The 24,352-nt window shown below is 60.2% G+C and carries 26 protein-coding genes; 11 read left to right on the top strand and 15 right to left on the bottom strand.

What is annotated here, in order from left to right; all coding sequences use genetic code 11:
• The first annotated feature begins 131 nt into the window (after positions 1–131).
• On the top strand, positions 132–1,571 hold the full coding sequence (locus tag HMPREF2978_RS11915) for a hypothetical protein (protein ID WP_246818777.1): 1,440 nt from the start codon (positions 132–134) through the stop codon (positions 1,569–1,571).
• 90 nt (positions 1,572–1,661) lie between these two features.
• Here HMPREF2978_RS11915 and HMPREF2978_RS11910 read toward each other — a convergent pair whose 3' ends face one another.
• From HMPREF2978_RS11910 to HMPREF2978_RS11900, 3 genes are all read right to left on the bottom strand, one after another.
• The gene (locus HMPREF2978_RS11910; protein WP_070745693.1) at positions 1,662–1,916 is read right to left on the bottom strand and encodes a hypothetical protein; all 255 of its coding nucleotides are present in this window, start codon (positions 1,914–1,916) and stop codon (positions 1,662–1,664) included.
• Positions 1,917–1,965: 49 nt separating this feature from the next.
• Complete coding sequence (greA, locus tag HMPREF2978_RS11905) at positions 1,966–2,487, bottom strand: transcription elongation factor GreA (protein ID WP_010187368.1); 522 nt, start codon at positions 2,485–2,487, stop codon at positions 1,966–1,968.
• A gap of 117 nt (positions 2,488–2,604) precedes the next feature.
• The gene (locus HMPREF2978_RS11900; RefSeq protein ID WP_070529142.1) at positions 2,605–3,096 is read right to left on the bottom strand and encodes a DUF4307 domain-containing protein; all 492 of its coding nucleotides are present in this window, start codon (positions 3,094–3,096) and stop codon (positions 2,605–2,607) included.
• Positions 3,097–3,188: 92 nt separating this feature from the next.
• Between HMPREF2978_RS11900 and mca the strand changes: the two genes are divergently transcribed.
• From mca to HMPREF2978_RS11885, 3 genes are read left to right on the top strand one after another with little or no spacing between them, the layout of a single operon-like run.
• Positions 3,189–4,079, top strand: a complete 891-nt coding sequence (gene mca, locus HMPREF2978_RS11895; RefSeq protein WP_070529140.1) for a mycothiol conjugate amidase Mca — start codon at positions 3,189–3,191, stop codon at positions 4,077–4,079.
• A 3-nt stretch (positions 4,080–4,082) separates the two neighbouring features.
• Entirely contained in the window at positions 4,083–4,376 is a 294-nt protein-coding gene (locus HMPREF2978_RS11890) for a hypothetical protein (RefSeq protein WP_010187365.1), read from the top strand.
• 21 nt (positions 4,377–4,397) lie between these two features.
• Positions 4,398–5,168 (top strand): isoprenyl transferase, encoded by a 771-nt coding sequence (locus tag HMPREF2978_RS11885; RefSeq protein ID WP_070745691.1) that lies wholly within the window; start codon positions 4,398–4,400, stop codon positions 5,166–5,168.
• A 14-nt stretch (positions 5,169–5,182) separates the two neighbouring features.
• On the opposite strand, the gene coaA is transcribed toward HMPREF2978_RS11885, so the two are convergent.
• Complete coding sequence (gene coaA / locus HMPREF2978_RS11880; RefSeq protein WP_010187363.1) at positions 5,183–6,109, bottom strand: type I pantothenate kinase; 927 nt, start codon at positions 6,107–6,109, stop codon at positions 5,183–5,185.
• 196 nt (positions 6,110–6,305) lie between these two features.
• Between coaA and glyA the strand changes: the two genes are divergently transcribed.
• Positions 6,306–7,607 carry a serine hydroxymethyltransferase gene (glyA, locus tag HMPREF2978_RS11875; protein WP_070745689.1) on the top strand — a complete coding sequence of 434 codons (1,302 nt, stop codon included), beginning with the start codon at positions 6,306–6,308 and terminating at the stop codon, positions 7,605–7,607.
• On the opposite strand, the gene HMPREF2978_RS11870 is transcribed toward glyA, so the two are convergent.
• Positions 7,604–7,924: a DUF5997 family protein gene (locus HMPREF2978_RS11870; protein ID WP_210383661.1), complete on the bottom strand. Its 321-nt coding sequence runs from the start codon at positions 7,922–7,924 to the stop codon at positions 7,604–7,606. The two genes, glyA and HMPREF2978_RS11870, sit on opposite strands and share 4 nt — an antisense overlap.
• A gap of 98 nt (positions 7,925–8,022) precedes the next feature.
• Between HMPREF2978_RS11870 and HMPREF2978_RS11865 the strand changes: the two genes are divergently transcribed.
• From HMPREF2978_RS11865 to HMPREF2978_RS11850, 4 genes are all read left to right on the top strand, one after another.
• Positions 8,023–8,724 (top strand): LysR family transcriptional regulator substrate-binding protein, encoded by a 702-nt coding sequence (locus HMPREF2978_RS11865; RefSeq protein WP_070529121.1) that lies wholly within the window; start codon positions 8,023–8,025, stop codon positions 8,722–8,724.
• 135 nt (positions 8,725–8,859) lie between these two features.
• Positions 8,860–9,480, top strand: coding sequence for an LGFP repeat-containing protein (locus HMPREF2978_RS11860; protein ID WP_246818776.1), 621 nt, complete (start codon positions 8,860–8,862; stop codon positions 9,478–9,480).
• Between the two features lie 328 nt (positions 9,481–9,808).
• Complete coding sequence (locus HMPREF2978_RS11855) at positions 9,809–11,167, top strand: PhoH family protein (protein ID WP_070529116.1); 1,359 nt, start codon at positions 9,809–9,811, stop codon at positions 11,165–11,167.
• A gap of 71 nt (positions 11,168–11,238) precedes the next feature.
• The gene (locus HMPREF2978_RS11850) at positions 11,239–11,814 is read left to right on the top strand and encodes a GNAT family N-acetyltransferase (RefSeq protein WP_010187346.1); all 576 of its coding nucleotides are present in this window, start codon (positions 11,239–11,241) and stop codon (positions 11,812–11,814) included.
• A gap of 200 nt (positions 11,815–12,014) precedes the next feature.
• On the opposite strand, the gene HMPREF2978_RS11845 is transcribed toward HMPREF2978_RS11850, so the two are convergent.
• From HMPREF2978_RS11845 to glpX, 4 genes are all read right to left on the bottom strand, one after another.
• Positions 12,015–13,589, bottom strand: a complete 1,575-nt coding sequence (locus HMPREF2978_RS11845; RefSeq protein WP_070529113.1) for an MDR family MFS transporter — start codon at positions 13,587–13,589, stop codon at positions 12,015–12,017.
• Positions 13,583–14,206 carry a TetR/AcrR family transcriptional regulator gene (locus HMPREF2978_RS11840; RefSeq protein ID WP_070745686.1) on the bottom strand — a complete coding sequence of 208 codons (624 nt, stop codon included), beginning with the start codon at positions 14,204–14,206 and terminating at the stop codon, positions 13,583–13,585. The genes HMPREF2978_RS11845 and HMPREF2978_RS11840 overlap by 7 nt, the downstream gene beginning before the upstream one ends.
• Before the next feature lie 378 nt (positions 14,207–14,584).
• Entirely contained in the window at positions 14,585–15,985 is a 1,401-nt protein-coding gene (locus HMPREF2978_RS11835; RefSeq protein WP_070529108.1) for a class II fumarate hydratase, read from the bottom strand.
• Between the two features lie 98 nt (positions 15,986–16,083).
• On the bottom strand, positions 16,084–17,103 hold the full coding sequence (gene glpX / locus HMPREF2978_RS11830; protein WP_010187336.1) for a class II fructose-bisphosphatase: 1,020 nt from the start codon (positions 17,101–17,103) through the stop codon (positions 16,084–16,086).
• Positions 17,104–17,303: 200 nt separating this feature from the next.
• Between glpX and HMPREF2978_RS11825 the strand changes: the two genes are divergently transcribed.
• A complete protein-coding gene (locus HMPREF2978_RS11825) occupies positions 17,304–17,894 on the top strand; it encodes a DUF4245 domain-containing protein (RefSeq protein WP_070529106.1) in 591 nt (196 codons plus the stop codon).
• Between the two features lie 10 nt (positions 17,895–17,904).
• On the opposite strand, the gene HMPREF2978_RS11820 is transcribed toward HMPREF2978_RS11825, so the two are convergent.
• Genes HMPREF2978_RS11820 through xseA form a run of 3 tightly spaced genes read right to left on the bottom strand, consistent with a single transcriptional unit; the run spans position 17,905 to position 19,847 of the window.
• Entirely contained in the window at positions 17,905–18,261 is a 357-nt protein-coding gene (locus tag HMPREF2978_RS11820) for a hypothetical protein (RefSeq protein ID WP_070529104.1), read from the bottom strand.
• Positions 18,262–18,549 (bottom strand): exodeoxyribonuclease VII small subunit, encoded by a 288-nt coding sequence (locus HMPREF2978_RS11815; RefSeq protein WP_010187330.1) that lies wholly within the window; start codon positions 18,547–18,549, stop codon positions 18,262–18,264.
• A 56-nt stretch (positions 18,550–18,605) separates the two neighbouring features.
• Positions 18,606–19,847, bottom strand: coding sequence for an exodeoxyribonuclease VII large subunit (xseA, locus tag HMPREF2978_RS11810; protein ID WP_070529101.1), 1,242 nt, complete (start codon positions 19,845–19,847; stop codon positions 18,606–18,608).
• A 153-nt stretch (positions 19,848–20,000) separates the two neighbouring features.
• On the opposite strand from xseA, the gene HMPREF2978_RS11805 reads away from it, so the two are divergent.
• Positions 20,001–20,960 carry a 4-hydroxy-3-methylbut-2-enyl diphosphate reductase gene (locus HMPREF2978_RS11805; RefSeq protein ID WP_201828430.1) on the top strand — a complete coding sequence of 320 codons (960 nt, stop codon included), beginning with the start codon at positions 20,001–20,003 and terminating at the stop codon, positions 20,958–20,960.
• Here HMPREF2978_RS11805 and HMPREF2978_RS11800 read toward each other — a convergent pair.
• The 3 genes from HMPREF2978_RS11800 to HMPREF2978_RS11790 are packed head-to-tail and all read right to left on the bottom strand — an operon-like array spanning position 20,957 to position 24,336.
• Positions 20,957–21,700, bottom strand: coding sequence for a DUF6542 domain-containing protein (locus tag HMPREF2978_RS11800; RefSeq protein ID WP_246818775.1), 744 nt, complete (start codon positions 21,698–21,700; stop codon positions 20,957–20,959). The genes HMPREF2978_RS11805 and HMPREF2978_RS11800 overlap by 4 nt on opposite strands.
• Positions 21,701–21,735: 35 nt before the next feature.
• Positions 21,736–22,806 (bottom strand): DNA recombination protein RmuC, encoded by a 1,071-nt coding sequence (locus tag HMPREF2978_RS11795; protein WP_070529507.1) that lies wholly within the window; start codon positions 22,804–22,806, stop codon positions 21,736–21,738.
• Between the two features lie 36 nt (positions 22,807–22,842).
• Complete coding sequence (locus HMPREF2978_RS11790) at positions 22,843–24,336, bottom strand: AI-2E family transporter (protein WP_070529092.1); 1,494 nt, start codon at positions 24,334–24,336, stop codon at positions 22,843–22,845.
• Positions 24,337–24,352: the final 16 nt, after the last annotated feature.

The raw sequence follows: 24,352 nt of genomic DNA, 5'->3' as shown, positions 1-24,352 counted from the left end.
AATCGCAAGACGAACTCACCAGCCGGGGGCTGGATGTCGCTGATGCTGGCGGGGGAGGCGGGGCGTCGTCGATGCCGATAGTGTCACAACCAGACCCGGGCTACAGTCCGTTTGGGTTTACTGTTCCAATCGTGGATCCCGGCGCATCCATTATGGGCCTGGCATCGAATTTGTTCAGCACTCGCTTCTGGGACGTTTCGGAAGCCAACGCACGGTGGGGAGCACTGAGTGGGGAAGTCGCCGATATCGTCGCTGGACTTGAGCACTCAGCCGCATCCTTGGAATCGGAGAATGACAGCGAAGCTACTACTCGTGCGGCCCACAAGATTCGTGAGGTCGCGCAGGCAGGAACACACTTCATCGCTAATGCAAATGTTATGCAGCAGAAGCTATTTGGCTTCCAAGCGCAGCTAGTGAACGTTCAACCCGAAGCCATTGCCCTGGCATTCGAGGTGGCCGCGATTCCAGATCCTGTTGCACGCGCAGCCGCTGAAAAAGCAGCATTGACCTATATGCAGGGTGTTCTGCAGCAGCAAGTGATTTCGGCTATGCCGTATCAGCATGCACTCATGGATGCGGCACCACCCAGTGGCGGTGGGGATACAAGCACTCATTTTGGGGCCGTCGCGGGCGACGGAAACCGGTACAACACAGATGGGGTTGCCTGGCCCCAAAAGATTGCTGAAGCAATACAGAGTGGCGCTGTGGGGCCTGGGTCTTTTGACGTCGCAAACGGCCAGATCCAAGGGCTTGGTGGCGTCGGGATGGGCGCTGAGGACATCGCGAAGTTTCATGGAGAATTGCAGAACCGTGGGCGCGATATTCTTAGCGACCTTGGCTTTGGTGAGGCGCTGGCGCCCATCGATGCAGCCGGGGTAAACACGTCGGCCGCTAGTGCGGGAGTCGGGGCTCTTAACCCGGTTCACGGCACGATGACAGGAGCCACGACTGCCCCGGGCGGTGCGCCCTATGCGGCAGGTGGTCTCAACGGATTGGGATCAGTCGGTCTCGCTGATGGACGTGGCAACCAGCTTCCCGGAGGAATTGCGGGACTCAATGGTCGTTTGCCGGAGGCATCAGCGAATCCAACCACATCTGCAGCGGGCTTGGGCGGCTTGAATTCTTCCTTCGGCGGGCCGCAGACCGGAACGCATCCGGTACTCGGTGGCCTTCCAGGGGCCGTAACAGGGGCTGGTCAGCAGAGGGAGGGGCGGGCGTCGCTAAGCGGCAGTGGCCTCCTAGGCGGTAGTGCAGGCAGTGGTGCGGTTGGTGTGGGTGGCATGGGCGGCGTGGCCGGTCCTGGTGGCGCTGGTGCCGGTGGCAGCGCCGGTGGTGTCGTGGGCGCTGCCGGCGGAGCGCACGGCGCGAAGTCGGGTGTTAGCAATGCCCGTGGTGCAGGGATGCGCATGATGCCCCTGATGGGCGGAATGGCACGCGGGAGCGATGGTGAGCGTCGGATCAAATCCGTCACGACGCAGGTGGAGCGCGACCCCAACCGCCGTGACCTGCTCGGCGAAGCGCCTGCGGTGCTGCCGGGAGTCATTGGGGATTGGGCCCGCGAAGAAAACTAGGGGCATGTGGTTGAGGGTGATTGCCCTCAAATGCTAAAAGCGGCACCCGATTATTCGGGGCGCCGCTTTCGCTTCAAGTTACCGCAGAGTCTACTGCTGAACCGGGGCAGTGGTGTATCCGGCCGGAGCAACCTCGGTGCCAGCAACTCCACTCTCAGCAACCTCGGTCTCAGCCGCTGCTTCGGAGGATGCGGCAGCACCAGAGCCAGGGGCCTCACCAGTGAAGGTGGCGCCAGTGTCAACCTTCTCAGTGGAATCCTGCTCGCTCGGCGGGTGGCAAGCGGCGAGGGTGAGGCCAGCGGAGAAAACCAAACCAGCGGCGGCGAAACGAGTGAACTTCTTCATGGGGATAAAACTCTTTCTCAGAAAAACGGTGACCTAAGAGCAGTATAAATTAGGACTTGCGCGGAGTTGCGGCCTTTGCGGAATCATAAGGCGCAGCGGAGACTACGGTCACCGACAAGGTCTTGCCGTTCGGCGCGGTGTACTCGCGGGTCTCGCCTTCGGCAGCGCCCAGAAGGGCAGCGCCCAGCGGGGACTGCTCAGAGTAGGTTTCGAGATCCTTATTGTCGGAAGCAGCAGCGCGGGTACCAATGAGGAAGGTCTCGCGGTCCTCCTCGTCACCGTTGTAGTAAACGTGGACAACCGAACCGATGTGGGCAACGCCCTCCTGGACGGCGGTGCGCTCGGTGGTGGAGTTAGCCAGAACCTCGGAGATCTGCTTGATGCGGGCCTCTTCCTGGTCCTGCATCTCGCGGGCGGCGTCGTAACCCGCGTTCTCCTTAAGGTCACCCTCCTCGCGGCGCTCATTAATTTCCGCGGCGACGACCGGGCGGTGGTCGATCAGGGCCTGCAGCTCGGCCTCGAGCTTGGCCTTGGTTTCCGGGGTGATGTATTGCTTCTGCTGCTCAGCCATAGTGCAACCTTCCGTATACGGTTTCTAATGATCACTTTTATTTCTCAAAGAACGGGCGTAAAAGTGCAGGTGGCGCAGCCCATTCAGAACGCTCAACATACTAGCACAGCTGGGCTTTTAGTTGTCGGTTGCCTCACCCGCTGTATCCATAGTGTTGGTATCGAGATAAGAAGGAATATTTCCAGAACAGCCGTAGACGCCACCGGCGACAGCCGGGTGATTGGTGGGGATGTCCACTGCGACGCGCTGGGCAGACTCGCCGCCGGCCGGCACAGCAAATTCGCGGCGGCCGACCTCCGCTTTGGAGTAGTCAAAAGCCTGCACGATGCAATAAGCAGGTTCTTCAACGCGGTTGCGCGTGATGTCTACCCAAATGCGCATGGAGTCATCGGAGAGAATCTCGTGGGTGACATAGGATATATCTGCGTTGACCTTCTGCTGGCCGCGGAAGTACTGGACGCCAAAGATGATGGCCGCGACGAGCATCCCCAAAAACGCCAATACCAGTGCCCGGTTGGTCCACGAGCCTCCCTTGAGCGGAGAGCTGTTCGTGGAGCCGTAGCGAGACTGCGAACGTGAGGAGCGAGAAGCAGGTTGGGCGTCAGACATGAGTTTGATTCTATCCAACGGTCGCCGCGAAGTTAGTATCCACTAGACTGGGCGTCTGTTTAAAGAAGCAATGTAGGGAGATGTAGCACCCAGTGAGTACGAAGCGCCTTTTGGCTATTCACGCGCACCCTGACGACGAATCCTCGAAGGGTGCGGCGACAACCGCGAAGTATGCTGCGGAAGGGGCAGAGGTCCTCGTCGTCACCTGCACCGGTGGTGAGCGTGGGGATATTATCAACCCAGCCATGGACCGCCCTGGTGTCCTTGAGAACATGGGCAGTATTCGTCGAGAGGAAATGGCGGAAGCGGCCGCGGCTTTGGGCGTGCAACACCGCTGGCTTGGGCACGTGGACTCGGGCCTTCCCGGAAACCCACTCGCACCTAATATTAAGGACCTGCTTCCTGAGGGCTGCTTTGCTCTCAAGGAAGATGATGAGGTAGCCCAAGAGCTGGTGGAGATTATCCGTGAGTTCCGCCCTCACGTCATCATTACTTATGACGAGAACGGCGGCTACCCGCACCCGGATCATCTCATGGTCTATCGGGCGTCTATGTTGGCGTGGGAAAAAGCGGGCGATGCCGCGTACCACCCAGAATTGGGGGAGCCGTGGGAGCCGCTGAAGCTTTATTACACGCACGGCTTTGTGTATCAAAGGATGAAGATTTTCCACGACCTCCTTGTGGAAGAGGGAAAGGTGAGCCCGTATGAGCCAATGCTCGCGCGGTGGGATACCGCCTTCGGTGACATCATGGCGCGAGTGACCACGCAGGTAGAGTGCGCGGACTACTTCCAAAACCGTGAGGACGCTCTCCGCGCTCACGCCACCCAAATTGATCCGGCCGGTGCCTTTCTTGCGACGCCGGTGTCCGTGCAACAGGAGCATTGGCCCACGGAGGAATTTGAGTTGGCTAAGACCCGCGTTTCGACGGCGCTGCCGGAGGATGATTTATTTGCGGGAATCCCGGAAGTAGGGGAGTCTTAAATCATGAACGCTTTGTACTTCGCGGCGCATGACGTCGCCCTGCTCGCCCAGGGGAGCCAAAGCGGGCCGGTAGGACCAGAGTTCGGTAAGGCCTCGCCTATCGGTTTGCTCATCCTTGCCCTGATGGGCGTTGCCGTCCTTTTCGCAGGCTGGAATTTTCACCGCCGTTACTCGCGTTTCCGTCGCCGCACCATGTTCGCCCAGGATCACGGCATTGATCCTTTCGACGATGAGGCGGTCGATGCGGCAATGAAGGAAGCCGGCATCCTCGATAACAGTAAGAAGTCCATCTTTTAACGCAGAGGACGTTTCCCCACCGTGAAGTTCCTAAGCCAGCTCCTATACCCCCTGTATGAGGCGCGTTTAACGCGTGAGATTAAGAACAAACCGCAGCCGCGCCACGTGGCAATCATGGCGGATGGCAATCGCCGCTGGGCGCGCGAGGCGGGCTTTACGGATATTAGCCACGGTCACCGCCAGGGGGCACGGAAAATTAGTGAGATGATCTCTTGGTGCCAAGGCACCGACATTGAGGTCGTCACTATTTACCTGTTGTCGACGGAAAATTTGAAGCGCAGCGAGCAGGAAGTGCAGCTGCTCTTTGACATCATTTCCGATGTTGTCACGCACCTCTCCCAGGGGAACCTGGATTGCCAAATTCGTCTCGTGGGGCACCTGGATCTGCTTCCTGAACAAGTTACCGCCAAAATGCAGTGCGCTGCTGAAGCCACGGAGGATCATCAGGGCGTCATCGTTAACATCGCGGTGGGCTACGGTGGGCGTCAAGAAATCGTCGACGCCGTGCAGAGCCTCATTCGCAGCGAAGCCGAAAAGGGATTGAGCGCGGAGGAAATAGCGGAGAACGTGACGGCGGAGGCCATCACGGGCAACCTCTACACCAAAGGTTTGCCGGATCCCGATCTTGTGATCCGCACCTCCGGCGAACAGCGCCTTTCCGGCTTCCTTCTGTGGCAAGCTGCTTATTCAGAGATTTGGTTTACCGATACCTATTGGCCTGCTTTCCGCCGGGTAGATTTCCTACGCGCCTTGCGCGATTATTCTCAGCGCTCGCGCCGCTTCGGACGCTAATTTCAGTTCGCTGGCTACAGCTTGCGCATCCGCACCCGATCTACCAAGTGGTGTGAGCCTTTGCGCAGAACCAAGGAAGCACGCACCCGGGTGGGCAAAATATTCTCGATGAGGTTGGGCAGGTTGATGGACTGCCAGATTTCACGGGCCTGCACGTAGGCTTCCTCATCCGTCATGTCCGCGAAGGAGGCGAAGTGCGCACCTGGCTCGCGGAAAGCCGTGTGCCGGAGCTTGAGGAAGCGGTCAATGTACCACTTCTCAATGTCGTCGACTCGGGCGTCCACATAAACAGAGAAGTCGAACAGGTCGGAGACCATGAGGGTCGGGCCGGTTTGCAGCACGTTGAGGCCCTCCAAGATGAGGATGTCCGGCTGCCGGACTTCCTGGAATTCCCCGGGGACGATGTCATAGGACACGTGCGAATAGAGCGGGGCCGTGACTAGAGGTTTGCCAGACTTAACGTCGGTAACAAAACGCATCAGCGCGCGGCGGTCATAGGACTCCGGGTAGCCCTTGCGCTGCATTAGACCGTGTTCTTTGAGGTAGGCGGTGGGGTAGAGGAAGCCGTCCGTGGTCACCAAGTCGACCTTCGGGTGGGATTCCCAGCGCTCAAGGAGCACTTGGAGCAGGCGTGCTGTCGTGGATTTGCCCACGGCAACAGAGCCGGCGACGCCGATGACGAAGGGCACGTGCGTCGGCGGATTACCTAAGAAGGCTTCGGTGGCCGCGGTGAGTTTTTGCCGGGCCTCCACCTGCATATGAATGAGACGCGAAAGAGGGAGGTAAACCTCTGCTACCTCGGTGAGGTCGATGCGGTCACCGATGCCGCGGAGTTTTTCCACCTCGTTTGCCGTGAGCACCTGTGGCATGGATTTACGCAGGGCACGCCACGTATCACGGTCAAAATCGAGGTACGGGCTCGCATCGGTCATTCGCGCCATGCCGACTATTGTCGCACTGCATCAGGCGCCTAGTGCAATTGCCCCGAATGAAAAGATTCCTAGAGGCCCCCGCGCGGGGGATGCGGGCGTTAGGATGTAGAACTAGCTTCGGCGATTTTTAAAGCCGGTGGTGTTGTGCTGCGAGCGGGCACTGCTGGCGATCTTGACCATCTTTAGGAAGGGACACCACGCTTTCATGACGACTACGAACAATTCAGACGTGCGCTACCAGGAGATGCGCGATCTTGACCCCGAGGTCTTCGATGCTATCTCCGGTGAGATTGCTCGTCAGCGCGATACCCTCGAGATGATTGCTTCGGAGAACTTCGTCCCCCGCGCGGTTCTGCAGGCACAGGGCTCTGTTCTCACCAACAAGTACGCAGAGGGCTACCCGGGACGCCGCTACTACGGCGGCTGCGAGCACGTCGACGTCGTGGAGGACCTGGCACGCGATCGCGCCAAGGCGCTGTTTGGCGCCGATTTTGCCAACGTCCAGCCGCACTCCGGTGCGCAGGCCAACGCTGCTGTGCTGGCCTCGCTGATCCAGCCAGGTGACAAGATCATGGGCCTGTCCTTGGCGCATGGCGGTCACCTGACCCACGGTATGAAGCTGAACTTCTCCGGCAAGCTTTACGACGTTGCCGCGTACGAGGTTGACCCGGAAACCATGCGCCTCGACATGGATAAGGTGCGCGAGCAGGCTCTGGCTGAGAAGCCGCAGGTAATCATTGCAGGTTGGTCCGCCTACCCGCGCACCATTGACTTTGAGGACTTCCGCTCCATCGCTGATGAGGTCGGCGCCTACCTGTGGACGGATATGGCGCACTTCGCAGGCCTCGTGGCCGCCGGTCTGCACCCTTCACCGGTGCCGCACTCCGATGTTGTGTCCTCCACCGTGCACAAGACGCTTGGTGGCCCGCGCTCCGGAATTATCTTGGCCAAGCAGGACTTTGCCAAGAAGATCAACTCCAACGTCTTCCCGGGGCAGCAGGGTGGTCCGCTCATGCACGTCATCGCGGCAAAGGCTATCGCCCTCAAGATTGCGGCCACCGAGGAGTTCAAGGAGCGCCAGGAACGCACCCTGGAAGGTGCTCGCATTCTGGCTGAGCGCCTGACCGCTGAGGATTGCACCAAGGCAGGTGTCGAAGTCCTCACCGGCGGCACCGACGTGCACCTCGTCCTGGCGGACCTGCGCAACTCCGAGCTCGATGGCCAGCAGGCGGAGGACCTTCTCCACGAGGTCGGCATCACCGTGAACCGCAATGCGGTTCCGAATGATCCGCGCCCGCCGATGGTCACCTCCGGCCTGCGCATCGGTACCCCGGCCTTGGCTACCCGCGGCCTCGACGCGGCGGCCTTCACCGAGGTAGCCGATGTCATCGGTACCGCACTGGCAAACGGCAAGAACGCGGACGTCGCCAAGCTGCGCGCCCGCGTGGAGAAGGTCGCCGCGGACTTCCCGCTCTACGACGGCCTCGAAGACTGGAAGTTGGTCTAAGCTTCCGAACGCTCCTCAGCGTGAGCTTTCCGGGCGGCCTCGAGCCACTCGGGCATTGCGCTGAGGAGTTCTTTAATTTCCGCGGTGGTGAGAGGGCGGTCCATCTCGTTCTTCTTCAGCGCGGTCACGGAGATCCCCAGCTTCTGTGCCACCACTGGGCGCGGATGCGGGCCTTCTCGGCGCAGGTTAGCGAGCCATTCCGGCGGATTCTCCTGCAAGTCGCGCAGTTGCGCGTGGGTTACTGCGTTGGCTTGAAACTCCTCCGGGGTGGCCGGCAGGTAGATGCCCAGCTTCTTGGCCGCGGTTTGCGCGCGCATGGCGGTACCGGAAGGCTGCTGGGTTTCGGTGGTCGGGGTTTCATTATTTGGGGTATCAGTCACGCTCACCACGCTAGCAGCACCGTAGTATGAGGTGCATGCTCCGCCTTGTCTTTTCCACTGGTACAGAACCCGGTAAGTGGTTTCGCCGCTACCGTGACTCGCATTCTCCCGAGTCCCTGGTGACCGTCGACGCCGATGATGCGATGGCGGTTCTTCTCGCGCATGAGGCAGACCTCGCGCTGACCCGCCTGCCAGATTCGCGGGTTGATGACAGCTTCCATGTGGTCCGTCTTTATGAGGAGGCGCCTGGTATTGCGGTGCCGAAAGACTCGGTCTACGCGGAGGTGGGGGAGGACATTTCACCAGAGGACGTCGCCGAAGAGATCGTGAACTACCGGATTGCGCAGGACGGCAGCGTCGACGTTCCCGCGCTGCGCACCGCCCTCCAGATTGTGGCAGCCAACGTGGGCGTGGCCATCGCACCTCGCCCCCTGCTGAAGGTGCTGAGCAAGAAGCAGGTAGTCGCACTTGGGCTGGAGGACCCTTCCGTTGCGCGCACGGAGATCGCTTTGGTGTGGCGCCGGGCTGACGATGGCGACGAGATTCAGGACTTCGTCGGGGTGGCCAAGGGAAGGACGCGGAATTCCTCCCGCAACACTGCTGAGAAGCGCAGTGCGCGCGATAAAGCAAAGGCTAAGCAAGAACGCAGAAGGGCCCAAGGAAAGTCTCAAAAGGGCTCGATTTTCAAACCGTTACCGAAAAGATATAAGGGTTCTCAACAGCGGAAACGTAGATAAAGAAACCTCTTTGTTGTCAAATCATAGGCTGGATGGTGGCAAGACGTGCTGGCTATGCCTACGGTGGGCTTCGTTCTCAACAAAAGTACTTAGAACAGTGCTCAACTAGAAGAGAAAGGCCTAAGAATGAAGAAGATGACTCGTCGTTTCGCTGCTGGTATCGCCGCCGCCACCCTGTCCCTAGGCGTCGTTGCTTGCTCGGATGCTGAGGATGCCGCTAAGGAGGCTGGCGACGCCGCACAGTCCGCCGCGTCCGACGCTACCGATGCTGCCGGCTCTGCCGCTCAGGACGCCAAGGATTCCATGAAGGACTCCGAGTCCGCGGATCCTTCCGATGCTGAGGGTGCTGACTCCTCTGAATCAGACTCCGCTGACTCTGAGGCTGGCGCCGAGGGTGACAAGGAGAGCGTATCCACCGCCAATGGTGATGTAGAGGTCCCTGCTGACTTCGCTCAGGCCATCAAGGAGAAGGCTGCTGAGTGGGGCGACCCGGAGTCCATCGAGACCACCGACAAGGGCAGCGTTGCGACCTTTGCCAAGGACAAGCTGCTGGCATTCGCTGAGGGTGAAGGCACCCAGCCGATTATTGGCAAGATCGCCGAGACCTGGACCGAGGAAGGCGGCCTTGAGAGCAAGGTTGGCCTGCCGACTGCCCCGGAGCAGGCCGAGGGCAACGGTTGGGTACAGGAGTTCACCAACGGCACTATCTCCTGGCTGCAGGGTGAGTCCGGCGAGTACGAGGCCACGATCAACTAAAGACTCAGAGCTATAAAGCGGGAATAGTCACCCGTTGAGCTTTTAAGACAGGCTCCGCACTGATAGAACGGTGCGGAGCCTGTTTCTGTTTTCCATGGTCACGGCTTCGCTAAAAACGGCTCCCAACTCGTGGGAATGGTGTGACTGCGGTGAATGCCGTTTTAATACTGTTCATCTTGCACCCATGTAATTTCAACCTTCACTCTCTAGCGTGGACGGTGTCCGGAGGTTAAGTGCAGTCTCCGGGCAGTCCGACAATCACCAGCTTCACCATGCCCTCCCAGGTCGATGAGTTGGGGCGGGCATAACAAGGGAGAACCCTGCCGCTATGACCAATCCTTCCGTCCTGACCGAGCAGCCGCACGAGGCCGCTGTGGCAACCAAGACCTATGTCATCGATACCTCCGTCCTTCTCTCCGACCCCTGGGCGTTGCGTAAATTCGCAGAGCACGATGTGGTGCTGCCCATCGTCGTTATCTCTGAGTTGGAAGGAAAACGTCATCACCCGGAGCTTGGCTGGTTCGCCCGCCAAGCTCTTCGCTTTTTGGAGGACCTCCGCGCCACTTATGAAGCTCTAGACCAACCGCTGCCCGTCAATGCCGCGGGCGGAACACTGCGCGTGGAGCTTAACCACCAGGACCAATCCCTGCTGCCGGTAGCCTTCCGTGGGCCGGAGGGGGACCACCGAATCCTCGCGTGCGCGCTCAACCTCCAGCACGAGGGGAAGGACACCGTTCTGGTGACCAAGGACGTTCCGCTACGTGTCAAGGCTGGCGCTGTGGGCCTGCAGGCCGATGAGTACCATGCACAGGACGTTGTGCTCACCGGCTACACCGGCATGGCCACCGTGCCCACCAGTTCCGAGGTCATCGATAAACTCTACGGGGAGGGCGAGGTGCTTATCGACGGCTCCGTGACCACCGCCGGCACCCGCGTCGAAGACCTGCCGGTGCACTGTGGCGTGACGCTGCAGGCAGGCGGGCAGTCAGCACTGGGACGCATGACGCCTGAGGGCACCGTGCGGTTGGTGCGCGGGGATACCAACGTCTTCGGCCTGCAAGGCCGTTCCGCCGAGCAGCGCGTTGCGTTGGATCTCTTAGTAGATCCTTCCGTGGGCATCATGTCCATCGGCGGCCGAGCGGGCACGGGTAAGTCCGCGCTGGCGTTGTGTGCTGGCTTGGAAGCAGTGCTGGAACGTGGCGAGCACCGCCGCATCGTGGTGTTCCGCCCGATGTATGCGGTGGGCGGGCAGTCCTTGGGGTACCTGCCAGGCTCTGAGAGCGAGAAGATGAACCCATGGGCGCAGGCCGTGTATGACACCCTGGAAGGCTTGGTATCCGACAACGTCATGGAGGAAGTCCAAGACCGCGGCCTCTTGGAAGTTCTCCCGCTGACCCATATCCGCGGCCGCAGCTTGCATGATTCCTTTGTCATCGTCGACGAGGCCCAGTCGCTCGAGCGCAATGTGCTGCTGACTGTCCTGTCGCGGTTGGGCCGCGGCTCCCGTGTGGTGCTCACGCATGATGTTGCCCAGCGCGATAACTTGCGCGTTGGTCGCCACGATGGTGTGCAGGCAGTCATTGAGAAACTCAAGGGGCATGAGCTCTTTGCGCATGTGACCCTGCAGCGCTCTGAGCGCTCTGCCATTGCAGAGCTCGTCACCGATTTGTTGGAGGGTGAGAATTAACGCGTTCGCGAATGGCGATCTGCCTGCTCTCAGCTTGGCATTAACGCAGTGCGCTCAGTAATAATTGTTCCATGAGCGACAACGCGAAAGACAAGAAGAAGGATTTCCGCATCCGGCCCTTCAACGCTGCGGACTATCCGCAAATGCGGGAAATCTATGAGCAGGGCCTTAACACTGGTCACGCCACCTACGAGACCCGCTCGTTGACCTTCGAGGAATTTAAGAACGTCAAGATTATGTCGTCCGTCTTCGTCGCTGTTGAGGAAGACGATGACTCGAAGGTTCTCGGTTGGGTCTGCGCTGCGCAGGCGTCCACTCGGACCGTGTTCCACGGAGTGGTGGAGGATTCCATCTACCTGAGCAAGGAAGCCCAGGGCAGGGGTATCGGTGGTGCTTTGCTGGATCAGCTCATCGAGGTCTGCCGTGACCTGCACAAGTGGGCCATCCATTCGTGGATTTTCCCGGAGAACGAAGGTTCCGCTGGTCTCCACAAGTCCCGCGGCTTCGTCAAGGTGGGTACCTACTCGCACATGGCAAAGATGACTTATGGTGAGCTAGCCGGCCAGTGGCGCGATACCGATGTCTATGAGCTGCTCCTTCCGAAGCCGGAAGAGAAGAAGGCAGAAGCCAACCAGAAGAGAAAGTAATTATCCCGCGTTATGAGTGGTCCGGAGGCACTGCGACCAGTGTGGGCATCATTGCCGGCCTGCTGGCCACTTATCGGTGTGGCCGCGCAGGTGGCGCGCCAGCTAGGAATCCTGCGCTAGGCACTGTGTTACGAGAAAATCCTCGCTACGTGAGTATTCGTAGCGAGGATTTCTTGTTGCTGAGACCTTGGGGGAGTGCTCTAATCGATGGTCTCCTTGAGGTGCTCCTCCCGTATCGGCAGGATGAGCAGGAGAGCGATGATGGCCATCGGGACCATAAGCAGGATGACTGGGGTGAGTCCGTCGTTGTAGGCATTGAGGATAACGTCGCGGATTGGGTCAGGAAGCTGTGCCACCATCGACGGGGTCAGGCTAGAGGAACCGCCGCCCTCGGCGCTGAACTTTTCCGCAAAGGGTGCACCGGCATTGCCCATGGAGGCAATAGCAGCCGGCATATTGGCAGCCAACTCATCCTTCATGTTGTGGATGAACAGCGAGCCCACCAAGGACGCACCCATGGCGGAACCAATCTGGCGGAAAAAGTTGTTAGCCGCCGTTGCGGTACCCACCAGCGCCACGGGGAAAGAGTTCTGAACGATGAGAACGAGCACCTGCATGACGAAGCCGAGGCCGATGCCGAAGACGAGGAACTCGGCTCCAAGCTGAGTCAGGGAGGTGTCCACAGTCAGCTTCGACATCCAGAACAGAGCGCCTGCCGTAATTGCGAGGCCAATGATGGGGTAGCGCTTGTAGTGGCCGGTGCGGGCGATGACGAACCCAACGGTGGTGGAAGTACCGATCATGCCGAGCATCATCGGGATCATCATGAGACCCGCCTTGGTCGGCGTTAGGGTGTGCACCATCTGCAGGTAAGTCGGCATGTAGCCCAGCACGCCGAACATAGCCAAGCCCAGCACCATGCCAGCTGCCGTCGTGAGAACCATGTTGCGGTTCTTAAACAGCAGCACTGGGATCAGGGGTTCCTTGGCCCGCTTCTCGACGAAGACCGTGATGACAGCACCAATCACAACGATCACGGCCAAGGTCAGAATGATGGGATCCGACCACTCATACTGGGTGCCGCCCCAGGTGGTCATGAGGATGAGCGAGGCGGTAGTGATAGCGATGAAGGTGGCTCCCAAGGCATCAAACTTGCGCAGATCAGTATCGCCGACGCGCAGGTGCAGAACGAGCACGCACACAGTCATGGCGAGCAGACCAATGGGAATATTCATCCACAGGCCCCAGCGCCAGCCTGGACCATCAGTGAACCAGCCGCCAAGGACTGGGCCGAGGACGGAGGACAGGCCGAAAACGCCGCCCATGATGCCCATGAACTTGCCGCGCTCACGTGCCGTGGTGACCTCCGCGATGATGGACTGGGAGGAGATCATCATGAATCCGGCGCCGAAGCCTTGAATGGCACGGCCGATGATGAGCAGGTTCATAGAATTGGCGAAGCCGCCCACGGTGGAGCCGATGACGAAGGTGGCAATACCTCCGATGTAGAGCCACTTGCGGCCCATCATGTCACCGAGCTTGCCGGAGATAGGCATAGCAATGGTCATGGTGACCAGGAAGGCGGAGATAACCCAGCTCATGTGGTCGACACCACCGAGCTCGCCGACGATGGTGGGGAGGGCGGAGGCGAAAATCATTTGCCCCAAAGAGCTCATCAACATGGTGAGCACAAGGGCAGAGAAGACGAGGGCAAGGTTGTTTTCCGGCTTGCCGTTGTCAGTGTGGGCCACTGACGGTTTCGCGGTAGCTACCATGAAAGTCCTTTCGAATAGTTGTTGATGAGTGTGAGTGCGGAATCAAAGCGCTGCTCAAAGGGGATAGCGCAGCTGAAGTCTGGCGAGGAGGTGGCCAACCAAAAAGCCTCACGGATGGTGGCAGCAATGAGGAGTGCCTCCGTGTGCGGGGAGACATCCGGCATGGTCTTTAGCGTTGGTTCCTTCTCCAGCCGCTGGGTGAGAAGCTCAAGGACTTCGTTGGATTTGGCACGCTTTCTGCTTAAGGACGCCGCCGCTGCGTCCGCATCGCGGGAGATACGGCGGCGTCGCTCAGCAATGTCCCTATTGGCGTGCTGCCCAATGAGGTGTTCCTTGATGAGGTCTACGGCCAGCTTGAAGAGGTTCTCCGTGGGAGTTTCGAGCAGGTAGCTCTTCTGCTCCTGGGAGAACTCTTGGCTGGGGTTGCCCAAGACGGCTGAGTCCTTGGAATCGAAATAGTTAAAGAAGGTGCGCCGAGAAATCCCGGCCTTCTCACAAATCTCCTCCACCGTAACTGCAGCAAAGCCGTGCTCGTCTACCAAGAGGGTGGCAGCATCCTCTATGCGTAGGCGAGTTTTCAGGCGTTTTTGCTCGCGTAATGACAGTTCTTCTTGCACGGAGTGCAATGCTACACCCAGTGCAAGTTTGCACCAAGTGCAAAGCTGGTGATTCTCATGATGGTGGGACGATTTTTATGGCGCGGCGCACAGGAAAGGAGATAAGAACAGCAATCCGACCTTCGCGCCCACCGGCAGCGTGGGCTGTGGCTGGTTAAGGCTCGCCGTGAGCGCGGAGGGCGTGAAGTGATGGCTAGGAAAGAAACTCTCAAGCCCAAAACTGCCCTAGTTGACGAAGTTATTGCCAGATCTTGAGGCTATAACTTTGGCAGATCGGGCAGTTTGGCTACCCCGCCCTGTTGTTGGCCCAGCGGGGTGGATGGGAAAACGGCGAAGCCGCCCTCCCGAAGGAGAGCGGCGGCGTGGACGAAAGCGAGCTTAGAAGTTGTCGCGGTCGCGGTTGGTCATGGTGAGAACGTTGAGGCGCTCATCGAGCTCCTCCTCGGTGAGGTTCTCGCCGTCGACGAAGCCGAGGTCGATGACTGCCTCGCGGACAGTAATCTTCTCGTGCAGAGCGTGCTTAGCTGCCTTGGCGGCGTTCTCGTAGCCAATCTTGGAGTTCAGCGGGGTCACGATGGAGGTGGAGGACTCCGCAAACTTCTTCATGCGCTCCTCGTTGGCCTCGATGCCGTCAACGCACTTCTCAGCGAAGACGCGGGAAACATTGGCCAGCAGGCGGGAGGACTCGAGAACATTGCGGGCCATCATCGGGATGTAAACGTTGAGCTCGAAGTGGCCGTTGGAGCCGCCGAAAGCAACAGCAGCGTCGTTGCCGATGACCTGGCTGACCACCATGGTGGCGGCCTCGCTCAGAACCGGGTTGACCTTACCCGGCATGATGGAGGAGCCCGGCTGCAGATCCGGGAGGTGGATCTCCGCAAGGCCGGTCAGCGGGCCGGAGCCCATCATGCGAATGTCGTTGGCAATCTTGTTGAGGGAGATAGCCACGGTGCGCATGGCGCCGGAGAACTCAACGAGAGCATCGCGTGCAGCCTGAGCCTCGAAGTGGTTCTTGGCCTCGGAGAGCTGATCGATGCCGGTGAGCTTCTTGAGCTCCTCGGTGACCTTGCCGCCAAATTCAGCGTCGGTGTTCAGGCCGGTACCGGTAGCGGTGCCGCCGATAGCCAGTTCACCCAAGCGCGGCAGGGTAGCTTCGACGCGCTCAATACCAAGCTCGATTTGGCGAGCGTAGCCGCCAAACTCCTGGCCCAGGGTGACCGGGGTGGCGTCCATCAGGTGGGTACGGCCGGACTTGACCACATCAGCGAATTCCTTGGCCTTGGCCAGCAGGGAATCGTGCAGGACCTTGAGGCCCGGAATGAGGTCATTAACGGCAGCTTCGGTTGCCGCAACGTGGGTTGCAGTGGGGAAGGTGTCGTTGGAGGACTGGCCCATGTTCACGTGGTCATTCGGGTGAATCTCCACGCCGTTCTTGTGGGCGATGGAAGCGATGACCTCGTTGGTGTTCATGTTGGAGGAGGTACCGGAGCCGGTCTGGAAGACGTCAATCGGGAAAGCATCGTTGTGCTTGCCCTCCGCAATCTCGGTGGCGGCAGCGATGATGGCGTCAGCCTTCTCTGCATCCAGCTTGCCGGAGTCCTTGTTCACCTGAGCGCAGGCAGCCTTGAGTAGGCCGAGAGCGCGAATCTGAGCATCTTCGAGACCGCGGCCGGAGATCGGGAAGTTCTCCACAGCGCGCTGGGTCTGGGCACGCCACAGGGCGTCGACCGGAACCTTAACTTCGCCCATGGTGTCGTGTTCGATGCGGTATTCAGTCATGAAGTCACCTTTTCTGTGAGATGAGATTTGAGGGGTTCGCTATGTGTGCCGTGGCACGGCATTGACCGCTACCGTAGCACTCTTCGTAGGAAAGCGGACTAGCTTTCCTTATCGTGGGGGTTGGTGTAGTCCACCACGGAGTATTCCTGCAGCTTAGCCAGCTTATGGATGGAGTCGACGTAGCGGATGGTGCCGGACTTGGAGCGCATGACCAGAGAGCGGGTGGTGGCACCGTTCGGGCGATAAGAGACACCGCGGAGCATATCGCCATTGGTCACGCCGGTAGCGGCGAAGTAGCAGTTCTCAGAGGAGACCAAGTCGTTGGTGGTGAGGACGCGGTCGAGGTCGTGGCCAGCCTTGCGAGCCTTCTCGGCTTCCTCCTCATCTTTGGGCCACAGCTTGCCCTGAATTTCTCCGCCCATGCACTTCATGGCGCAGGCGGTGATGATGCCCTCTGGGGTGCCGCCGATGCCCATCATGATGTCGATGGAGTTGCTGTCCTGACAGGTGGCGATGGCGCCTGCGACGTCACCGTCCATGATGAGGCGAACCTTGGCACCGGCCTCGCGGATCTGACGGATGAGGTCATCGTGGCGCGGACGGTCGAGAACGACGACGGTCAGGTCAGCTGGCTTGATGCCCTTGGCCTTAGCCACCGACTTCACGTTCCATTCGACCGACTCGTTGAGGTCGATGGCACCGACTGCCTCGGGGCCGACAGCAATCTTCTTCATGTAGAAGACAGCGGACGGGTCGTACATCGTGCCGCGCTCGGCAGCAGCGATGACAGAAATAGCGTTCGGGCGGCCTTCAGCCATCAGACGGGTGCCGTCAACCGGGTCGACGGCGATGTCCATCTCGGCGCCCTGGCCGGTGCCGACCTTCTCGCCGTTGAACAGCATGGGGGCTTCATCCTTCTCGCCCTCGCCGATGACGACGACGCCGTTCATCTCGACGGAGTTGATGAGCTTGCGCATAGCATCCACCGCGGCGCCGTCACCCTCATTCTTCTGTCCACGGCCAACCCAGCGACCCGAGGCGAGCGCTGCCGCCTCGGTGACACGCACCAGCTCCATGGCTAGGTTGCGGTCGGGGATATAAGACGTGTTATCAGACATGTGTGATTAGTCCCTTTCTTTTCAGGTGGCTCGGCCCGGGTGGGGGACAACCCGGAATACAAATTCCATTCTTCCACTTTTCCCGCGCATCCAAGCCCGAATGCCTCCCCCAGAAGTGGGAATCGGGGGTAGGTGCCGTCAAAAGGGCAGGTCGGAGGTCGCTGTCGCGTGTGGCGGAGGCGGCGTGACATACTGGGCGGGTGGCATCTGAAGATAAACCAAAGATTTTTGAGGACGCGCGCGATATCACCTTGACGGTGGGCGTCATCCTCATCATGATGTTCCTCGCGGTCGGGGCAACGGGATTGTGCTCCATCAATCCGGAGAAGTCGGGGCCCGTGCAAAACGTGGATGCCGCTACCTTCCTGGAAATGGAAGCGCGCGGCAGTGGGGCCGTCATTAGGGAGCCGGTCATGCCGGAGGGCTGGCAGCCCACCGCGGCTCGGCGCAAGCAGATGGGCGGCGAATCCGCTGCCGTGGTGAGCTGGCTGACCACCAATGAAGGCTATGTCGAGTCGGCGCAGACGCAGGTAGCGCTTAGCGATGTCCCCGCGGCTTATGACTCCAACTATCGTGCTAACTCTGAGCGGCGTGAGGTAGCGGGTCAGGACGTGGAAATCTTAAGCAGCGATGACAAAGACGTGCGCCCGCTGTGGATTACCGACTTGGGTGATGCCCGCCTCGTCCTCACCGGCTCCGCCTCCGACGCCGACTATGAAGCAGCCCTGACCGCATTCACTGAGGCCGAGCCACTCCAGATCGCTGAGGATGGAAGCGTCATCAGCGAGTAAGCTCCGCTGCTTAGCGGAAGGTTACGCTCTGCAGCGTGGTTCCGTCCCATTCCACCTCGACCGAATCTCCAGCGGCGCTAGTGAGGGACTCTGGATCGAGGCCGCTCAGACGCGTCTTGCCGAGGTATACATCCACCTTCTCATGGAGGGACTTGCCGGGGAAGACGGCGATCTCGCTGAGCCTATTCTCGCTAAAGCGCAGAACAATGGAGCCGGAGAAGTAACTGATCTCTTCGCCATTCGCGGTGTGCGGGGGGCCGAAGAATTCTTCGGCGAGCTGGCGCGAATCACCAAAGACCATGGACCCTGCTCCGCCTGACTTGGAGACGAAGTCCACGCGATTTCCCGGGTAGCCGTAAATCTTCATTTAGTCTTCTCCTGCTTCTTCGTTGTGTGCTGCACTATCGGTGCCCTCTGCGTTCTTTCGGAGAGCCTCCTCTACGCGCTTCGAAGCGCCGTCGAGATGCGCCTCGCAGGCCTTAGCTAGGGCCTCGCCGCGCTCCCAGTACTTGAGGGATTCATCCAGTCCCATCTGTCCTAGCTCGAGGATTTTCACTGTTTCAATGAGCTCATCACGAGCCTGCTCATAGCTCAGCTCTTCCACCGGCGGGAACGCGTCCTGGCCGGGCTGGCCGGCGCCAATCGTGTCAGTCATGAGGTGAAGTATCTTCTTTCTCTTGTATGATTCGTTTTACCTATTAGGTGTTCTGTTTAATCTGCGGCCTGAGAAGCCATTGCAGCAGCGGTGATCGAGCCATCGCCCACACGTATGCGCAGTTGCGAACCCGGTGGTGATTGCGTGTAGCTCGTGACGACCTCCGGACCGCTGCCATCGCGCGGAAGGACCTGCACGATGGCATAGCCGCGTTCGAGGGTGGCCGAGGGGCCTAAGGCGGAGACCCGAGCACGCAACGAGGCTACCTGGTTAGTTTCGCGGTCCAGCTGGTGGCTCATCACCCGGCGGATCAGCGCGAGATTTCGCTCCAGCTCCTCGCGGCGTGCGTTGATCGGCACCATCGGATCTGCAAGAACCGGGCGGGAGCGGATGTTTTCGAGTCCGCGGCGCTCCCGGTCCACCCAGCCGCGCAGCGCTGCCGCCATGCGCGAGCGTGCTTCGGAGATCAGCGCGTATTCCTCGGCGGCGGAGGGCACGACACGCTTGGCCGCATCGGTGGGGGTGGCGGCGCGGAGATCTGCGACATCATCAAGCACCGGGTGATCCGGTTCGTGGCCGATGGCGGAAACGACAGGAGTGCGAGCCTCCGCTACGGCGCGCTGGAGTGCCTCCTCGGAGAAGGGGAGGAGATCCTCCACTGAACCGCCGCCGCGAGCGATGATGATGACATCGACTTCTGGGTCCGCGTCGAGAGTCCGCAGGGCGTCAATCACCTGGGTAACAGCCGTGGCTCCCTGCACCGCAGTATTGATGACGTTGAACTGGACCGCCGGCCAGCGGTCCTGTGCCACAGACAGGACATCGCGCTCGGCGTGGGAGCCGCGACCGGTGATGAGGCCGATCTTCTTGGGCAGGTAGGGAAGCGGAAACTTGCGCGAGGGATCGCACAGGCCCTCCTGGCGCAGCTTCTGGCGCAGCATTTCCACCCGAGCGAGGAGATCACCGATGCCGACGTGACGGATCTCGGTCACCCACAGGGAGAAGCTTCCGCGCCCAGCGTAGAAGGCAGGCTTGCCGTACACCACGACGCGGTCGCCATCTTTGAGCGGTGAGGGAGCATTGCGGATGAGCGAGGTGTTGCACGTCAACTGAACAGACTTTTCCTGCTCGACGTCACGCAGCGTGATGTAGGAGAGTTTCCACGTCGGCTTCATGTTCAGCTGGGTAATTTGCCCCTCCACCCAGAGGAAGCCGAGGCGTTCGATCCAGCCTTTGACTTGGTCATTGACCTTGCCGACTGGCCACGGAGTCTCCGCGGAATTGGCCGGTTGGTTCACGCGCAGTCCTTTCTCTTGAGCGGTCTTCTCGTTGGGGTCTGTTCTGAACAGTGTATGGCTCAGTCTAGGAGGCGTGCCGGACATCCGGTGTCACCGCCAAGCCGGTTGGGCGGGAACTACAGTATGTCTGCGACTTTCGATACTGTGGGTGCCATGACTGAAACTGCAAAGAAGGTGCTCCTGGCGGCTCCCCGCGGCTACTGTGCCGGCGTGGACCGTGCTGTTGAGACAGTGGAGAAGGCGTTGGAGAAGTACGGCGCCCCTATCTACGTGCGCAAGCAGATTGTGCACAACCGGTTCGTTGTTGAATCCCTGGCTAAGCGTGGTGTCATCTTTGTGGAGGAGGCTTCCGAAGCCCCCGAAGGCGCTCACCTCGTGTTCTCTGCACACGGCATCGCGCCGAGCGTGCGCAAGGAGGCACAAGAGCGCAAGCAGCTCACGCTCGATGCCACCTGCCCGCTGGTGACCAAGGTTCACAAGGAAGCTCAGCGCTTTGAGCGCGATGGCTACCAGATCCTCCTTGTCGGCCACGAGGGGCACGAAGAGGTCGAAGGCACCGCCGGTGAGGCCCCAGACGTCACCCACCTCGTGGATGGCCTGGAGGGCGTCGACAAGCTGCCCGATTTTCTGCATGAGGAAAAGCTCATCTGGCTGTCCCAGACCACGTTGTCGGTGGATGAAACCATCCAGATCGTCAACAAGCTGCGCGAGCGCTTCCCGCACTTGGAGAACCCGCCATCAGATGACATTTGCTACGCCACGCAGAATCGCCAGGAGTCGGTTAAGGCCATTGCGCCGAAGTGCGATCTCATGATCGTTGTGGGCTCCGAGAACTCCTCGAACTCCAAGCGCCTCGTCGAGGTTGCTTTGGAGGCGGGCTCTAAGACCTCACACCTAGTGGACTTTGCCTCGGAGATCGACGAAGCCTGGCTCGAAGGCGTAAACACCGTTGGCGTGACCTGTGGTGCGTCCGTGCCTGAGCTGCTCGTCCGTGAAGTGCTGGAGTTCCTCGATGAGCGCGGCTACAACGATGTTGAGCAGGTGACCACCTCTACGGAGACCATTACCTTCTCCCTGCCGCGCGAACTGCGTCCGGCACGTACGGCGCGTTAATCCTCGTCGTAGAGATTTTCTTCCAGCGGCTGGGAGGTCCGCTGGGAGCGCTCCCGCGCACGCCGCGCATTCTCCGCTGATTCGGCTGCAGCGCGGCGGAAATCTTCCCGCTCATCCGCATCGGGGGAAGCCTGTCGGCGCTTCGCGCGTTCTTCAGCTTGAATCCGGCGACGTTCTTCACGGTCGCGCTCACGGACTCGGCCTGAGCCCGTGGCCTCACGGGCAAGGAGTTCTGCTACGGACAGGCGCTCGGAGCGGCTCCGGCGATCGGACGCAACTTCGGCGCGGCGCTTTTCTTGGGCTTCCGCCTCAAGGTCCTTCGCGTGGCTATCGCTGCGCCACAGGCGCAGAACTGCAAGTAGCGCGCAAGCCACAACCGTGACGATGAGCACGGGGAAATGCTGCAACAGTGGGAAAGCCGTGGTGAGAATCGCAGTCTTGGAAAAGGGCGAGGCCCCTTCCGGCAATCCAGCGGTGGAGTTGATGAACCCGCCAACCACGGTTCCTAATGCGTACAGCAGCGGCAGGGAAATTACCGTCATGTAGAGGCCGCGAGTTTCCACCAACCAGGTGACAGACAGCGAGCCGAGTCCAAAAATCAGGGCGAAGGGCAGCCCCACGCTGCCCAGAATGCCTGAGACCGCCAAGGCCACAAGCGTAACGACGAGCGCGACGAGGAGTGCTCGGCTAAGCGGCATCCCGCGGCGGGGAGGGCGGCGACGATTTTTGGCTACAGACACGCCCAGAAAGCTTACCGGGCTTGGTGACCAAAACGTTATTCATTCTGGGCGCGCCGCGGCCAAGACCCGACGCTGCGCGGTTCCACCGGAAGGCGGTCGACGCGGGCTGGAACATCGAGATCCTTGAGCCGCCGCGCGGTAACCCCGACGCGAGAATTCAAACTGGCCAAGCTTGCGTTATAGGCTTCCACCGCGCGTTCGAGTCCGCGGCCCACCTTGTCGTAGTGTTCGTTAAGAGTGTTCAAGCGCGTATAAAGCTCGCGACCCAAACGCTGGACTTCGCGGGCCTTATCGGAGATTTCCTCGTGCTGCCAGCTCACCGCGACGGTGCGCAAGAGGGCAAAGAGGGTGCTTGGGGTGGCGATGACGACGTTGCGCTCGAAGCCGAACTCCAGCAATTCGGCGTCGATAGACAGGGCAGCGTCAACGAAAGTGTCGGCAGGGACAAAGAGAACCACAAACTGTGGGGTGGGGGAGAAAGCCTCGATATAGTCCTTGGAGGCCAATGCCTGCACGTGAGAACGCATGAGGTGAGCATGGCGCCGGAGATACCCTGCCCGCTCCTCTGGGTCCTCGGTCTCCATTGCGTCGAGGTAGGCACTGAGAGGAACCTTTGCGTCCACGACAATGCTGCGCCCTCCGGCCAAGTGAATGACCAGATCGGGGCGTACCAGCGATCCGTTGATGCGGGCGCTGACTTGGGAATCAAAGTCGACGTGTTTGCGCATGCCGCCGAGTTCAACGACGCGCTCTAATTGCACTTCGCCCCACCGTCCGCGGACATTGGGGGAGCGCAGCGCGCCGACCAGCTTGTCCGTGCGATCCGACAGGCGTGTTGAGGTACGAGTTACCGCTTGGACTTGGCTGCTGAGTGCTGCGAGTGAGGTCGCTCGATCTTCCTCGATTTCCTGGAGCTGTAGTCCGAGACGGTCCATGGCCTTCTCCAGCGGAGCGAGCTCTGCTTGGCGGCGCTGGGACTCTTGCAGGGCGCGATGCTCCTCTGAAGGCTGGGCGGATTGCGCTGAATAGGCGCGGGCTAGCCAGCCCAATGCGGCCCCAATGATGAGGCCGAGGAATAGGAGCACTACGGGGAGGGAAGACGTCATGCCTGTCATCATGGCATGCGCCCCGGACGTGAAGGGTTAGTCCTTATCCTTTGACTGCAACATCTGTTCGAGAGCGTTAATTGCGCGCTTGATCCCCGCTCGTGCTCCTCCATCGCGCTCACTGAAGCCCGCGTCAACGTCGACATTCGCGTCGATCTTTTGGTCCAGAGGGCTCGTACCGTTGTGGGCGACGTCTTCGGCTGCACCTTCGGGTGCGGCGTGGTCGGGGATGGACAGCCATTGTTCGCGCTTTCGGTCGCCCTGCTGTTGCGTATAGCGCCCGATGAGGAAACCAGCGACGGTCGAAAACTCCAAGTCTTCGGCAGTTCTCTCGCCCGACTGGAGCATCATCATGTCCTGGAAATAGCGGTAGACCACCGCGATGGTCGCTGCGGCTGGGACGGCGAGGAAACCACCGATGAGGCCGAAGAGTGCGGAACCTACGGTCACGGAAATCAACACGATAACTGGGTGCAGGTTCATGGCCTTCGACTGCAGCCACGGGGAAAGCACGTTGCCCTCGAGCTGCTGAACTAATAGGACCAAGCCAAGAACGAGCAGTGCTTTGGTAAGGCCCAAGGAGACCAGTGCGATGGTCACGGATAGGGCGCCGGCCACGATCGCGCCGACAAAGGGGATGAATCCGGCGATGAACGTGATGATGGCCAACGCCATGGCCAAAGGCACACCGATGAGTGCCAGGCCGAGGCCGATAAAGACAGCATCAACGGCGGAGACGACAGCTTGTGCCCGTACGAAACCACCCAACGTGCTCCACACGCGGGTCAACAGCTCAGTGAGGTGCCAGCCGGTCCGGCGGCCCGTGGCCTGGCGCAGCCACGGCAAGAAGTTGTGGCCGTCCTTAAGGAAGAAGAAGGTCAGCACCACGATGATGAAGAGCGTGACCACGATGGAAGTCGCCGTGCCAATGCCGGTGAATACGGAGCCCGCGATGGATCCTGCTTGGCGCTGTAGCCACAGGGCGATTTCATCGATGTAGCCGCCGATCTCATCCGCGTCGAGGTTGAGCGGCGGGCCCTGTGCCCATAGCTGCAAGCGCTGAATGCCCTCTACCGTCTGCAGATACAGTGTCTGGGACTGCCGCGCGAAGTCCGGTGCGATGAACATAAAAAGAGCGCCCACCGCAGTAAAAGACACCAGAATGGTCACTGCCGCAGCGAGAGCTGAGGGCAGTCCCTTGCGCCGCATGGCGCTCGCAATGGGGGCAAGCACAGTGCAAATAATCAGCGCTATGAGAACGGGCAGGATGCCGCGCCAAAAGTTGCCCAGCATGCGGAAGGAGGCATACAGGAATATCCCGATGATGGTCAGGCGGAGTGCCCACAGCGATGCGGACTTGATGACCTCGCCGACGACCACGGAGCGATCCACCTGGTTGCCGGGCGGGTGCGGAGAGACAGCGTTCAGCGAAGCAGCATCGACGGAGTCATCGAAACGCCCGCCGAGCGCTGCCTCCGCGGCGGCGAACTCAGAGGAAGAGGCGTTGGGGGATGGCTGATCAGAACTCACCCCACCATCTTGCCTC

Source organism: Corynebacterium sp. HMSC074C01, assembly GCF_001814605.1.
Lineage (GTDB): Bacteria > Actinomycetota > Actinomycetes > Mycobacteriales > Mycobacteriaceae > Corynebacterium.
This window is presented reverse-complemented; position numbering and strand designations above follow the sequence as displayed.

Excerpts from the sequence above, each read along its gene's own strand:
- HMPREF2978_RS11860 (WP_246818776.1), top strand. The coding sequence starts at position 8,860 with ATGACTCGTCGTTTCGCTGCTGGTATCGCCGCCGCCACCCTGTCCCTA.
- glyA (WP_070745689.1), top strand. The coding sequence starts at position 6,306 with ATGACGACTACGAACAATTCAGACGTGCGCTACCAGGAGATGCGCGAT.
- coaA (WP_010187363.1), bottom strand. The coding sequence starts at position 6,109 with ATGGCGCGAATGACCGATGCGAGCCCGTACCTCGATTTTGACCGTGAT.
- HMPREF2978_RS11820 (WP_070529104.1), bottom strand. The coding sequence starts at position 18,261 with ATGAAGATTTACGGCTACCCGGGAAATCGCGTGGACTTCGTCTCCAAG.
- HMPREF2978_RS11855 (WP_070529116.1), top strand. The coding sequence starts at position 9,809 with ATGACCAATCCTTCCGTCCTGACCGAGCAGCCGCACGAGGCCGCTGTG.
- HMPREF2978_RS11900 (WP_070529142.1), bottom strand. The coding sequence starts at position 3,096 with ATGTCTGACGCCCAACCTGCTTCTCGCTCCTCACGTTCGCAGTCTCGC.
- HMPREF2978_RS11845 (WP_070529113.1), bottom strand. The coding sequence starts at position 13,589 with ATGGTAGCTACCGCGAAACCGTCAGTGGCCCACACTGACAACGGCAAG.
- HMPREF2978_RS11910 (WP_070745693.1), bottom strand. The coding sequence starts at position 1,916 with ATGAAGAAGTTCACTCGTTTCGCCGCCGCTGGTTTGGTTTTCTCCGCT.
- HMPREF2978_RS11805 (WP_201828430.1), top strand. The coding sequence starts at position 20,001 with ATGACTGAAACTGCAAAGAAGGTGCTCCTGGCGGCTCCCCGCGGCTAC.
- glpX (WP_010187336.1), bottom strand. The coding sequence starts at position 17,103 with ATGTCTGATAACACGTCTTATATCCCCGACCGCAACCTAGCCATGGAG.
- HMPREF2978_RS11835 (WP_070529108.1), bottom strand. The coding sequence starts at position 15,985 with ATGACTGAATACCGCATCGAACACGACACCATGGGCGAAGTTAAGGTT.
- HMPREF2978_RS11815 (WP_010187330.1), bottom strand. The coding sequence starts at position 18,549 with ATGACTGACACGATTGGCGCCGGCCAGCCCGGCCAGGACGCGTTCCCG.
- HMPREF2978_RS11850 (WP_010187346.1), top strand. The coding sequence starts at position 11,239 with ATGAGCGACAACGCGAAAGACAAGAAGAAGGATTTCCGCATCCGGCCC.
- HMPREF2978_RS11890 (WP_010187365.1), top strand. The coding sequence starts at position 4,083 with ATGAACGCTTTGTACTTCGCGGCGCATGACGTCGCCCTGCTCGCCCAG.
- HMPREF2978_RS11870 (WP_210383661.1), bottom strand. The coding sequence starts at position 7,924 with ATGCGCGCGCAAACCGCGGCCAAGAAGCTGGGCATCTACCTGCCGGCC.
- HMPREF2978_RS11865 (WP_070529121.1), top strand. The coding sequence starts at position 8,023 with ATGCTCCGCCTTGTCTTTTCCACTGGTACAGAACCCGGTAAGTGGTTT.
- HMPREF2978_RS11795 (WP_070529507.1), bottom strand. The coding sequence starts at position 22,806 with ATGACGTCTTCCCTCCCCGTAGTGCTCCTATTCCTCGGCCTCATCATT.
- greA (WP_010187368.1), bottom strand. The coding sequence starts at position 2,487 with ATGGCTGAGCAGCAGAAGCAATACATCACCCCGGAAACCAAGGCCAAG.